This is a genomic window from Leptospira ellinghausenii (assembly GCF_003114815.1).
Classification (GTDB): domain Bacteria; phylum Spirochaetota; class Leptospiria; order Leptospirales; family Leptospiraceae; genus Leptospira_A; species Leptospira_A ellinghausenii.
Map to the genome: position 1 here is coordinate 113,714 of NZ_BFAZ01000009.1, position 13,156 is coordinate 126,869.

General features: G+C 40.8%; 10 protein-coding genes and 1 tRNA gene. 2 read left to right on the forward strand and 9 right to left on the reverse strand.

Annotated features, from left to right (window positions below; genetic code table 11):
* Positions 1-19 precede the first annotated feature (19 nt).
* The 8 genes from clpX to DI076_RS09090 form a co-directional block, all read right to left on the reverse strand.
* Positions 20-1,300: an ATP-dependent Clp protease ATP-binding subunit ClpX gene (gene clpX / locus DI076_RS09055; RefSeq protein WP_108959615.1), complete on the reverse strand. Its 1,281-nt coding sequence runs from the start codon at positions 1,298-1,300 to the stop codon at positions 20-22.
* Between the two features lie 12 nt (positions 1,301-1,312).
* A complete protein-coding gene (gene clpP, locus DI076_RS09060; RefSeq protein ID WP_100716412.1) occupies positions 1,313-1,915 on the reverse strand; it encodes an ATP-dependent Clp endopeptidase proteolytic subunit ClpP in 603 nt (200 codons plus the stop codon).
* Between the two features lie 3 nt (positions 1,916-1,918).
* Entirely contained in the window at positions 1,919-3,265 is a 1,347-nt protein-coding gene (tig, locus tag DI076_RS09065) for a trigger factor (RefSeq protein ID WP_108959616.1), read from the reverse strand.
* Between the two features lie 62 nt (positions 3,266-3,327).
* Positions 3,328-3,399 (reverse strand) — tRNA-Gly (locus tag DI076_RS09070).
* Between the two features lie 151 nt (positions 3,400-3,550).
* A complete protein-coding gene (locus DI076_RS09075) occupies positions 3,551-4,246 on the reverse strand; it encodes a TenA family protein (RefSeq protein WP_108959617.1) in 696 nt (231 codons plus the stop codon).
* Between the two features lie 11 nt (positions 4,247-4,257).
* The gene (locus tag DI076_RS09080; RefSeq protein ID WP_108959618.1) at positions 4,258-4,920 is read right to left on the reverse strand and encodes an arylesterase; all 663 of its coding nucleotides are present in this window, start codon (positions 4,918-4,920) and stop codon (positions 4,258-4,260) included.
* A 93-nt stretch (positions 4,921-5,013) separates the two neighbouring features.
* Positions 5,014-6,132, reverse strand: coding sequence for a hypothetical protein (locus DI076_RS09085; protein WP_439957309.1), 1,119 nt, complete (start codon positions 6,130-6,132; stop codon positions 5,014-5,016).
* Between the two features lie 160 nt (positions 6,133-6,292).
* A complete protein-coding gene (locus DI076_RS09090; RefSeq protein ID WP_108959620.1) occupies positions 6,293-6,979 on the reverse strand; it encodes an OmpA family protein in 687 nt (228 codons plus the stop codon).
* A 300-nt stretch (positions 6,980-7,279) separates the two neighbouring features.
* Between DI076_RS09090 and DI076_RS09095 the strand changes: the two genes are divergently transcribed.
* Positions 7,280-10,048, forward strand: a complete 2,769-nt coding sequence (locus tag DI076_RS09095; protein WP_108959621.1) for a hypothetical protein — start codon at positions 7,280-7,282, stop codon at positions 10,046-10,048.
* A 74-nt stretch (positions 10,049-10,122) separates the two neighbouring features.
* On the opposite strand, the gene DI076_RS09100 is transcribed toward DI076_RS09095, so the two are convergent.
* On the reverse strand, positions 10,123-11,292 hold the full coding sequence (locus DI076_RS09100; RefSeq protein ID WP_108959622.1) for a DUF3095 domain-containing protein: 1,170 nt from the start codon (positions 11,290-11,292) through the stop codon (positions 10,123-10,125).
* 91 nt (positions 11,293-11,383) lie between these two features.
* Between DI076_RS09100 and DI076_RS09105 the strand changes: the two genes are divergently transcribed.
* On the forward strand, positions 11,384-13,150 hold the full coding sequence (locus DI076_RS09105; RefSeq protein WP_108959623.1) for a glycoside hydrolase family 3 protein: 1,767 nt from the start codon (positions 11,384-11,386) through the stop codon (positions 13,148-13,150).
* Positions 13,151-13,156: the final 6 nt, after the last annotated feature.

A 13,156-nucleotide genomic window follows, 5' to 3' on the forward strand; every position in this document is an offset into this window, starting at 1 on the left:
TTGCATCAAAAAACAGAGATTATGCGATCTTTTCAATATCACCTTTTAAAATCGTAATCGGTTCTTCTTTTTTGAGAACGGTATCGTCAGTGACAACCACTTCCAAAACATCCTTTCTAGAAGGAATTTGGAACATGAGTTCCATCATGATCTCTTCTACGATGGCACGTAATCCGCGAGCTCCACTTTCCCGTTTGATTGCAGTTTGGGCAATGGCTTCAATTGCAGATTCTGTGAACTTGAGTTTTACATTCTCGATATCAAACATCTTTTGGTATTGTTTGAGAAGGGAATTTTTTGGTTCTGTAAAAATAGATTTCAAACTATCGATTGTTAACTCATCTAGAGTTGCAATGATAGGAAGTCGTCCTATGAATTCTGGGATCAGACCAAATTTCATCAAATCATCAGGGATTACATGGTGCACAACCGATTCCCCTTCTTCGATTTTCCTTCCTTTGTCGTTTACCACTTCGTTGGAATGGAAACCAATGGATTTGACACCTACTCGTTGTTTAATGATGTCAGTGAGACCCACAAAAGCTCCCCCACAGATGAAGAGGATGTTTTTGGTTTCGACTGGGATGTATTCCTGGTGAGGGTGTTTACGTCCGCCTTGCGGTGGCACATTTGCAACAGTTCCTTCAATGATTTTGAGAAGAGCTTGTTGTACCCCTTCACCACTCACATCACGAGTGATGGAAGCAGAGTCAGATTTACGAGAAATTTTATCAATTTCGTCAATGTAGATGATTCCCATCTCAGCACGTTTCACATCATTGTCAGCATTTTGGATGAGTTTGAGGATGATGTTTTCCACATCTTCTCCCACATACCCTGCCTCTGTTAGGGCAGTTGCATCCACAATCGCAAAAGGAACTTTTAGAATCCGAGCGAGTGTTTGTGCAAGTAAGGTTTTTCCAGAACCCGTTGGTCCAATGAGCATGATATTGGATTTTTCCAATTCCACGTCTCCCGCCTTACGTTCGTTATGGAAGATTCGTTTGTAGTGATTGTAAACGGCAACAGACAAAGCTTTTTTTGCCTGTTCTTGCCCAATCACATACTGGTCTAAGATTTTTTTGATTTCGGTTGGTTTTGGGATGTCACCCACAATTGCGGTTTTTTCACCTGATTGTGGTTCTTCGGCGATGATTTCGTTACATAAGGAAATACATTCATCGCAGATATAAACACCAGGACCTGCGACAAGCCTTCTTACTTCGTCTTGGGCCTTTCCGCAGAAAGAACAATGTAATTTTTCTCTGGAATTACCCGTTTGGCTTGCACGTTTGGTCATGGAGACGCCCCCTTAGGCTTGTGGCATTTGTTTGCGTTCTTGGATCACGTTGTCGATGATGCCGTATTCTTTGGCTTCATCTGCACTCATAAAGAAATTTCTTTCGGTGTCTTTGCGGATTTGGTCAGCAGACTTTCCTGTGTGTTTACCATAAAGATCGATGAGTTTGTCTTTGATCTTGATGATTTCTTTCGCTGAAATTTCAATATCAGAAGCTTGTCCACCTGCTCCACCATAAGGTTGGTGTAACATAATACGTGAATTCGGAAGGGCAGAACGTTTTCCTTTGGCTCCACCAGCGAGTAAAAGTGCAGCCATAGATGAAGCCTGTCCAATGCACAGTGTTCTCACTTCTGGTTTGATGAGCTGCATAGTGTCATAAATCGCAAGACCAGAACTCACATACCCACCAGGGCTATTGATGTAGAGATAAATATCTCTGTCTGGGTTTTCCGCTTCTAAAAACAAAAGTTGAGCAGAAATCACATTCGCATAGGTTTCGTCGATGGCAGAACCTAAAAATATGATCCGATCTTTTAATAACCGTGAAAAAATGTCGTATTGGCGTTCGCCACGGCTTGTTTGTTCAATGACATAAGGCATCAGTGTGGACATAGTTTACTCTTCTTTCCCGCTAAGAATTTTCTCAGCTTCTTCCGTTGAAATTGCTTTTGGCGATTTTTTCTCTACCTCAGCGTAAACAAACTCGTCGATTTTATCAAACAGGAATTTGTCACGGTAGTAGGTTTCCGCCTTCTGTTTTTGGACTTCTTTTTTGAGAGTTTCGGCAGGAATTCCTTGGGCAGACGCCTCTTTTTCGTAACCGGCCTCTACTTCCTCGTCAGAAATGACAATTTTGTAGTCATCAGCGATTTTTTGCTTCAAAATGTAAGTTTGGATCCGTTTTTCAGCAGCTTTCGAGAAAGATTCCCTTACTTCTTTTTCTTCTTTTCCAAGGCGTTTTGCATAGTCGGAAAGAGAAGAGACAGGAAGGCCAAATTCACGCATGAAGTTTTTGAAAACAGTTTCTGTTTCTTCATAAATGAGGGATTCTGGGATGATGAATTTCGATTCTTTGATGATTTCGTTGTAAGCATCATCTGTGGCACGTTTTGTGAGTGCATTTCCAAAAATCTCAACGAGTTGTTTTTTTGTTTTTTCTTTTAACTCTTGTAAGTTGGCAGAACCATCTACTTCAGAAGCAAAATCATCATTGATTTCAGGGTAAGTTACTTTGTAAATCGCAGTCACTGTTACTGTGTAGATAATGGATTTTCCAGCAGACTCAGGAGATGCAGGGTATACATCTGGGTATGTGAATGTGAACTCTTTTGTTTCATTGAGCTTCATTCCAAGGAGATTGGTCTCAAAACCTGGTGGGTTTTGAGGAGCACCCATTTGGAATTTTCCAGTTTGGTTGGCATCTGGGTATTCTTTTCCCGTTTCTTTAAACTTATAATTGATTTCGAGTAAGTCAGAAGCCTCAACCGGTTCGCCTTCTTCTTTCAAAGAATTACGAGCCATGTTTTTTTGGATTCCTTCCAATTCTTTTTGGATGTCAGCATCCGAAATTTTAATTTCTTTTGGTTGGATTTTGATTTTCTTTAACTTTGGTAAGGTGACTTCCGGCTTTGTATCGTAAGTGGCTTTTGCCTTTGCACCAGTATTTTTATCAAACGTTTCCATTTGGAATTGTGGCAAACGGATTGGTTTGTGTTCCAATTTGTCAAAGAGGTCTGCCATTGCTTGGTTTAACATGATGTTGGCGGCATCGTCCATCACGGTGTCACCAAGGACCTTTTCCACCATATTCAGGGGAGCTTTTCCTGGTCGGAAACCAGGGATTTTTACTTTTTCAGCTGCATTTTTGTAAGCCTGTGAGTAGGCGGTGCGGACTTCTTCAGCGCTAAATTGAATGCTGAGGTCACAAGTTGCGTTGTTATTTTTTTTAGCCGTAAATTCCATCGTATTATATCCAGTGTAAAAAAAGAGAGTGTAGTGGAAAGAAAAAGAAGAAGACCTTCATTAGCGGGAAACGGGACTTGAACCCGCGACCCTCTCCTTGGCAAGGAGATGCTCTACCGCTGAGCTATTCCCGCAGAAGGTTTGTGAAACCATCATTTGGAACCTAATCAAATCGGCAAGGAAAAAAGTCGAAAAAGCATGAATGGAAATCCATCCCAATTGGGTATGGAAATGAAATTGATTTTAGTGGTAGGGTTCCAGGTGGTAATACCACCTAACAAATTCTTATCGAGATGGCCAGTTTTGGTTTGTCCACGCCTGCTCCCAAAACATCCATTCATAATTGCAACTTTGTTGGAATGCTACTTTTGCACGGTTTTTAGACTCTGAATCAGATAGGTCAGCGTATTTCTGTAGCCTTGTCAGTAAATTGGACATGTATTCATTAAAACCAGGATCGGAATACATCGTAAGCCAAGATGCATAGGGATGGTCATCCGGGATCGAACCTTTTTCTCGCAATATGTGTTGCCCAAGTTCCACATACAACCAAGGGCATGGGGCGATAGCACATAACCCTTCGAGGATTGTGCCTTGTAAAGCCGTTGCCACCATATGGTTCTGGTATGCTAAATTGTTTGGGGTTGGTTCTGTATTCGCGATGGTCTTTGCATCGTAACCTAAGGATTTACCATACCCTAGATGGAGTTGCCCCTCCACTACAAGTGCCATCCTTGCAGCATCGATAAACCATAGTTTATCATCAGGGTCTTTTACCTTTGTAGAAAGTATGGCGCAAGCATCAGAGAATGCTTCTAAATATTTTGCGTCTTGGATTTGATAAAAACGAAAGAGTTTGGGATCGAGTGATCCGTCTGCCAAAGACAAGACAAAAGGATGATTAAAAGAAGCACCAAACGATGTTTTTGCGAATGTTTTACATTCTAAGGCAAAGGGTGGTATCAAAAAGGGACTTTGCATATAATGAGATCCTATTTTTCTAAAAGGGGTTTGATATAAGGATACACTGTATCGGCAACGAGTTTGTGACCGGCTTCTGTAGGATGGATACCATCCTTTTGGTTGAGTTTGCGAATGGTTGCTACTTTTTCTAAGATAAAAGGGACAAGTGGAATGTTTTCTTCTTTTGCCAGTTCAGGATAAATTGTATTAAAAGCAGAAGCATATTTTTTCCCCATATTCGGCGTTGCCATCATGCCAACTAACAGTATTTTGGTGTTTGGGTATTGTGATTTAATTTGTTTCACCATGGTTCGTAAGTTTTCCTTTGTGACAGTTGGGCTTATGCCACGTAACATATCGTTTGCACCTAATTCTAGAACAAAGATGGATGGTTTTTCTGCGAGCACCCATTCCAATCTCCCGAGGCCACCACTCGTTGTATCACCTGACACACCCGCATTGGTCATTTGGTACGAATACCCTTCGGCATTGATTCGATTTGTGAGAACATGAGGCCAAGCATCTTCATAATTCAGAAGGCCATAACCAGCCGTTAAGGAATCTCCAAAATAAAGAATCCGCTTGGTTTGGTTTTCAGTGGGAACTCCCGTTTTCTTTTCTTTCTCTGGATCGGAAGGATTCCCACATTGGAATAGTAGGAGAAGGGATACAATTGTTATGAAATAAGGCATCTCTGATTAGATTGGTCTCAATCAAAGAAAATGCAAACATTTTTAACAAACGAATTTGGAATCTAAAACCAATTGGAAAGGAGAAACAAACTCCTAGTAAATTTTATCTTCGTCATAATAGAAGGAAACACCAGGCATGATATAAAATTCTGTGACCGTATGTTTGATGGATGTTGACATTTCCGAAAATCCAATATAAACACTTCTGGCAGAATAATCACTTCTTGGCACGGAACCAACCGTGTCTCCCAAATAGGTTTCATAGGTTCGTTTGATATCTTGGCGGATCATACCTATGTCCAAGGAAAAACGACAATATTGGAAAGAAGTTTCCAAATTGAGAATGGTCCCTTTGTCTCTGACCCTTCCCCCATACGCAGGAATCACTGCGGAAAGAGTAGAAGAATTATCATTGAATACTTCTTGGATGATTTGAGAACCTAACACAGAAAAATTCCCTTTCCTGTCCAGAAGTTCTAATCGTCCTCGAATCTCCCACCAATCTCTTAATTTTAATTTTGAATAGATACCTGGCAATATTCCTTTCATTGAATATTCGGCATTGGCATCACCACCAATCGACCAAGTGGTTTTATTGGGTACGTTTGCTTCAGGACGACTTGTCGAATAAGAACCATAGGAAATATTGTTTCGTTCCGTATAACGATGGAAATTGATCGATGGTCCAACCATCAATATTTTGGTGATAGGATGTGTGTAGGAAAAACGTAAATTTTGGCTTACTCCTTCAAAACGGAGCAATCGGTTCCCTTCAAAACTACTTGCCCAATAAGCATCTGTCCTCGGGGAGATAAAATTATTAGAAGCAGGAAGGTTACGGCTGTAGACACCTAACGAAGTATCTTCGGCATATTGGATTTCGTATTTATTTTTATAACCATACCGAATGTCAAAAAACTGCGAGTTAACACCTAAATCTTTTGCAGGTTTATAGGGAATGGCAAGTGGAGCACCTGGTTCTGTGATTTGGCGAAATAAAGAATTTTGGAACCAAGCAGGTCCCGTTTCATTCAGGATCGCTGGAGATAATTTTCCAAAACCAAATCCACTTCGAATCATCAATCGGTGTTCGTATACTTTGTTAAAAATCTCCATGGGAGTTTGGTTGTCTTCTCTCCGTTCCAAACTCACGAGTGGATTTGTACCGGGTGGTTCGGATACCGAAGTTGTTTCGGTTTTTGGAGCCACAATTGGATTTGTTTTTTCTGGTGTTGTAATCGAATCCTTTTTTGCTTCAACAATTGGGTTTGTCTTACTTGTTTCTTCAGCTGTTAGTTGATTCTCAAAAAATACTAAACGGATAACCAATACAAGAGTGAGAACCAATTGCCATTTTTTTCGATTTAGATTTTTAGTAAACAATGCGAACTGTCCCTACGTAAATTTCAGTTCTACGATTTTTCTTTTCAGCTAACATTGTATCTACGATCTTATGTAAATCAGCATAACCATCCACTTCTTTAAATCGTTCTTCTGCGATTTTATGAACAAGTTTGAGTTCTTTTTTTACAGATTGAGATCTTTCTTTACTGAGTTTTAAATTCATGGAAAATGCCCCAACACTATCTGTGTGACCACCAATCCGGCAATTGGTTTCTGGATAAGCTTCCATGGCGTCTCCTACTTTTGCGATGAGTTCCTTTGCTTTGGGTGTTAACGTAGATTTTCCTGATGGGAAAGCAACGTCCCCGTCAATGATGATGAGAAGTTCACGAAGTCTTTTTTCATCGTCTTCGATTCGTTTGAGTTCGACACCTTTGGCAACCAAACTTCCACCCACTTCTTCAAAAGGTGTACCTGTATGTTCAAAATCACTTCGTAGTCCCTTGTATAATTTCTCTAAATAATCAGAAGTTCCAAATTTATCGAGGGAACCAACAGGTAAACTTCCCAAATGTTCACTGGGTTTTGATTCATCAATATGAACACAGCCACAAAATCTTTGGAAGGTCTCTGATTCCATCCATTCTGGTTTGGTGGTCGTCTGGCAATAGGTAAAGGATAACGAAAGAACTGTGAACAATAATTTTCTAAACATAGAACGAACTGTCCCTATCTTTTGCACCAAGAATAGAAATCAATTGATAATTCTTTTAAGAGATGATTGGAAATTAATTTCAAACTCTTTCCTTCGATTTAACCTACCTTTGACACATATGACTAGTAAAAATACGGAACAAATGAATTACCCTTACAAATCTCTGCTTCTATAATAAACATTGTTTAACGTACGTTATTTGTACATTCTTTCTACACTAAGATGAGATTGTCGTTGCCATGAATGGAAAGGCATCGATATATTGTTTTATAAAAAAGATTGGTATACGGGAAATTTAGCATGAACTCCACCAAACATCGACTGGCATCTTCCTTGTCATTATTCTTAGTATCACTCCTAGTGAGTTGTAGTGGAGCCGCAACTGCTGGAGATAATCTCTTATTTGGTATTAGCGAACGTTTTGAACGAACATTCGGGAATCCGACGACTACTTGTTCCTCTGATGTTACCATTTCAACAAAACTTGTTTCCCTTTCAGAAGATGGAGATGTGAACTCGACCTTTAGCACAGTGAATGAAAATGGTTTAGACGATGTGGATACAGATGGTGGGACATCATGGGGATATCGTTCCTTCCAAACCTGTATTTATCCCAATGCTCCGTTTAGTGGGAGTTTGGAAATCCCTGTATCAGTCACTTCGAATTATGGAACTAGGATCACATCACTGAGAACCTATCCTGCTCCCGATGTTGCCATCCCCACCAAACTCACGTTTACTGGAAATGGCGTGGCAGAGAGGCAATGTTTTAAGTTTACTGCGGTACAAGACACAGATAGAAGTGCTAAGGTAGATCCGATGACAGTTGCACTTGGAACCATGGTGCAAAAAAACGGAAGTGGTGAAGAAGTTTCGGGAACCTACACTGGAAAAGATGCCTGTGATATTTCAGTTGCCGTTGATGACGATGAAGGCCCTGGCGTTCGTGTCTCCAATATCTCTCGAGTGATGGAAGAACCAGGCCCATCAGCAACTGCAACAAACGGAACCTTCCAAGTAAAACTCCGTACAGCACCGACTGCGAATGTAACCATTCCCATCAATGAAGTGTTTGATTCCGTCAACGCTAGTAACCGCGAAGGAACAGCCAATCCAAAGACACTCACATTCACAACTGGTGCATGCCCAGGAACCGGAAATTGGTGCACACCCCAAGATGTTACGATCACATCCGTTGATGATTTGGAAATTGACGGCATCAAAGTGTATACTGTGGAAGTATCGAATACAAGTAGTTCTGACGCCGATTATAATGGAATCAAACCAAGAAACGTTGTGGTTTACAACCGTGACCAAAGTGTTCCCGGTTACGCCTATGTCAAATTTGACTCTACTTCTGGAACCACAGGAGCATCTGGTGGAGCGATCAATCGGTTTGCCACAGACGAAAGTAATCGATTTGGAACTAAATACTCACAATTCCAAATCAAACTCCGCACCAAACCGACAAATACGGTCACACTTAATTTTTCTTCCAATTGTGGGAATAAATGTAATATCCTCACACCGACTCTCAGTTTTACGACATCTGATTGGAATGTATACCAAACCTTCCAAGTCGAAGGGAAATCAGACTCAGCAAACACAGGAAATGCGGACTATACCGTTTCCTTTGTCGCATCCTCTGCCGATGCCACTTACAATACAACGGTCGCAGAACCTACGTTTAGTGTTCGTTCCTGCGACAATGATGGGACACACCTCCTGCAACCTTGTAATTTTTCAGGTTCTTCCTATGGAACTTCTGGTAACCGATTGTCTGCCGTGGAAGGAGGGTCTACGAATATTTGGATGATCTCCCAAGCCGCACCAAGTTCCGACATCAACATTGGCCTCACAAGTTCCGACACAACAGAAGGGACTGTACCGGGAAGTGTGACTGTATCCTCATCTAACTATAATTTCATGGAAGCTGGCGGGACAAACCAAATTGTCCTCACACATGTGGATGATGTCCTTGTGGATCTCACCCAAAACTGGACTGTCACAACGGCCTTATCCACGGGTGGTCTTTCCTATGATCCCATAGATGTCTATGCAGCCACAACTGATGATGAAAAATCTTTTTATATCTCTCACGTGGGAAACACTCGGGAAGGAACCACCAATACAGCAACGGTATCGGTTTGTTTAGGAGGGAATAACCCAACACAACCGGTGGTTCTCAATATCAGTTGCAAATCCTACTCTGCTGGAACCGCATCTGCTGGTGAATGTGGGACCATCACTTCCTCTCCCATCACCTTCCCTGTGAATAGCGAAGTAGAACCTGGCAATGCTTCCGATAGTGGTTGTGCAAGCTCTGCCAAAAAACAAACCTTCACCGTTGCGGGACTTGATGATACCTATTCGGATGGGAATCAAAATTTTGACATCCAACTCTCCATGGTCGCAAACACCGACACAAACTACCAAAATGCAACTAGTCCAAGTGACCATTCCATCACAAACGAGGACGATGAACCTGCTGGGAAAGCAATCTTTGTGACCACATCGAGTTATAATGGGGAAATGACCGCACAAGGTGTGTTTGGTGCTGATGATACATGTAATAATAACAAACCAGGTGGAGTTCCAGCAGGTACTTATAAAGCACTGATTGTCAGTGATAGCGCGGGAGGAGTAACAAATGACAGAGTTCCCAATGGAACCAACTGGGTGTTAACTGCTGGTTATCATTATTACCGTTGTAATAACTCAGGGTATACCAATTGTAGTGATGAACACTCTAGGTTATTCATCGCCAATGGCTCAGCAGGATTTGATCCAACAAGTATCTCTCGGTCTTTTTCAACCGTGGGTGATCAGTACTGGACGGGGATGACAACGAGCCTAACAGCGGCAACACAGGTTGGATTTACACCGGCGTGTACGGGTGATGGATTAACTTACCGTCACAACTGTAATGGTTTTACGTATCAAAACTGTCCATCTACTCCAAGTTCTTTTCTTTATGGACAAACTTGGACCATGGCATCCAACACAAGTGTCACAAGCCAAGAAGCCATTTGTTCTGCTACGAAAAAGTTGATCTGTGTGCAACAGTAATCATTATGAGCACTATAGGATCAAACGAGTAAAGTTACACGAGAACAATCACATCAGAAAAAAAAATAAGGGGCTCAATGCCCTTTTAGTTTTTCCTTCAGGGATTTGGCGGCCATCGCAAAACCGCCATCTGCCCCATCTACAAAATGAACTTCATCTGAGGATGCTACTTTTAAGACACAGGTCATGAGTGACCGATTCGAAACAAAAAGTCCGTATTGTAATAAACCTTCCGCTTCTAATTGTGACAAAAAAGTTTCTAATGCTAACCGATGTTTTTTGGTCCCATCAATCACCATTTTGAGAGTGCCATCATATTTGCGAAAATCAGCACTCATCACCTGGTATTCCTTTAATCGATCTAAGGAATAATGCCCTGACTTGAATGGTAATTTCCATTTTATGGCAATAGCCATCACCGTCCTTTCGATCCAAATTTTGAATAAGGTAAGGGTAAATTTAAATCCAGAGTGTTTGCCAGTCCTTGCGATTGCCTCTTTCCTGAGTTCTCCACCAGTTCCCAATTTGATTTGACCAAGGCTTAGAGGATGGTATTCCTTTTCTTCTCCATATTCCGACTTGATAAAGTTTAACACTCGTATTACGATCTTCTTACAAACTTCTAAATCGGAATGGTTTGGTTTGACAATGAGAGACACAATTTCCCCTCTTTCACTTGGGACATCCTTCCAACGACAAGTAAAACCTGTAAAGTCGGCTGGTAGGATTTTTTCATTTTCACGGACCAAATAGGATTCGTCTTTGCCTTCTTTGATCCATTGTTCCGCAAGTGGAAGTGCCGTTCCAAAGAGGGAACATTGTACGTAATGATCAGAAGCTTTGAATTTAGTTAAAAATAATTCGGTTCCCGCTCGGTACAATTCTTGTACAGGAACAATACCAGCTCTCATCGTAAGTCCAAAAGCAGACTTCACTTGTAAAATCGTATCTGCAATGGCAGAACGAATGGGGAATAATAAATTGATGGGTAATAGAAATGTGACACCATCACCTCCAAACACAAATGGAAAGTCCATATGCCCATACACATTGGCGACCGCAATGGCCGTAAGACCACCAGCTGTGTTCACATCTTTATATCTCCCCTCCTCAATTGCCTTTGTGGAGCCAACAATGTCTGTGATGAGGACAAACCAGTCATCAGGAACTTTGGCGATGGTAGCCTCTTCAAAGATACTTTGGAACTGAGAACTGGGTTTAATGTTTTTATAAAAATCATCCACTATATACTCAGACGACCCAAACCAAAGACATATGAGAGATTTTTCGTAGTTGTCTTAGAAAAGCGGATCGTAAAACGTACCATCATACTCTATGAACCAAGTTCTTCTACGTACCACCTTTTCTCTTTTCCTTTTGTTTGGATTTTTTGGCTCTTCTTATTGTTTTGGTTTTTACCTCACGGAACTGGCAGCAAACGAACGGAAACGATGGTTGGATGAAAAAGCATGGTCGATCACAAACAACATGTCGGAAGAAGAGTTGGTAGGCCAAACCATCCACATTGCCATCCCTTCCAAAACTGTTGACCAAATTGCATTAGATGAAATCAAACAAACAAAACCAGGTGGAATCATCCTCTTTGGAAAAAACTTAGGCAAAAAAGAAGAGATCCTTTCTCTCACTGAAAATCTTCAAATCGTGGGCAAACAAAATGGCTTACAACCATTTCTCATCTCAACAGACCAAGAAGGAGGCCGTGTATTCCGTGTTCAAGATGGAATCACACATTACCCAGGTGCAATGGCTGTGGGACAAACTGGGAAAAAGGAATGGGGAGAAATTGTAGGTTTTGTCACTTCCTATGAACTTAGAAGTTTAGGTTTGAATTTTTTATTTGCACCTGTTTTAGATATTAATAACAATCCACTAAATCCAGTTATTAACACTCGTTCGTTTGGATCGGATGTAAACCGAGTTTCGGAAGTTGCCGTTGCGTATGAAAAAGGTGCAAGGGCCGGTGGTTGTTTACCTGTGATCAAACATTTTCCAGGCCATGGGGATACTACTGTTGATAGCCATCTGGGACTTCCAATCATCAATAAAAGCCTAGAGGACTTGGAAAAACTGGAACTCGTTCCATTCAAACAATCCATCCAAGGTGGGGCAGAAGCGGTGATGTCTGCTCATATTGTGTATCCCAAAATTGATCCTAATTTTCCCGCCACACTTTCCAAGACAATTCTAACAGATGTTTTACGAAAATCACTTCAATTTGATGGGATCATCATCACTGACGCAATGGAGATGCATGCCATTTCAAAAAACTATGAAAAAGATAGACCAGGTGTTTTAACAATCCTTGCCGGTGCCAATATCGTTTTACTCACTAGTTGGGGAGAAACAGCCAAAAAATTCAAAGCACAATTGATGGATGCATACAAAAAGGGAGAATTCCGCTTTGTAGACAAAGAAGGAAAAGAACGTGACATCTTAAAAGAAGCTGTCCAAAAACAAATTCGCAAAAAATTGGAACTAGGTATCTACGATGCTAATTCCATCTTACCAACAGTATACGAAGAAAACCAAAAACAAAAAGAATTCCTAACGGCTTGGGAAAAAGAAAGGAACGATCGTTACACAACACTCAGTAAGTCACTTTTTTTTGCAAAAGAAATCAATGAAGATTCGATCCGTGCTTACCCAAAAGTCGTAAAAACTTCTCAAATTTTACCAGAACAAACTCTTTCCTTTGTTAAAAACCCAAAACTCAAAGAAGTTTTGAAATCTAAAAAAATCCAATCTGTTCCTGCAAAATCATTTGGGAGTTATGTAAAACAAAAAACATATACTACCTATATATTTGATTCCACATCAGAACCTGAGATTCTATATTTTGTCAATCTTGCCAAAAAATTCCCAAACAAACGTTTCCTTATACTGCACGGAGGAACACCCTTCATCCAATTACCGGAAATTCAAAACGTAGAGTATCTATTATCTTTTTCGTTAACGGTTGGTTCTTGGGAAGCACTTGGAGTGAAACTCACTTCTGGAAAAGAGATTCCAAAAGTGGATTTGATTTTATTAACAAAGGAATCGAAGACACCTTCCAAAGGTGCCTTTCCTGAAAGTTTATAATCTTAG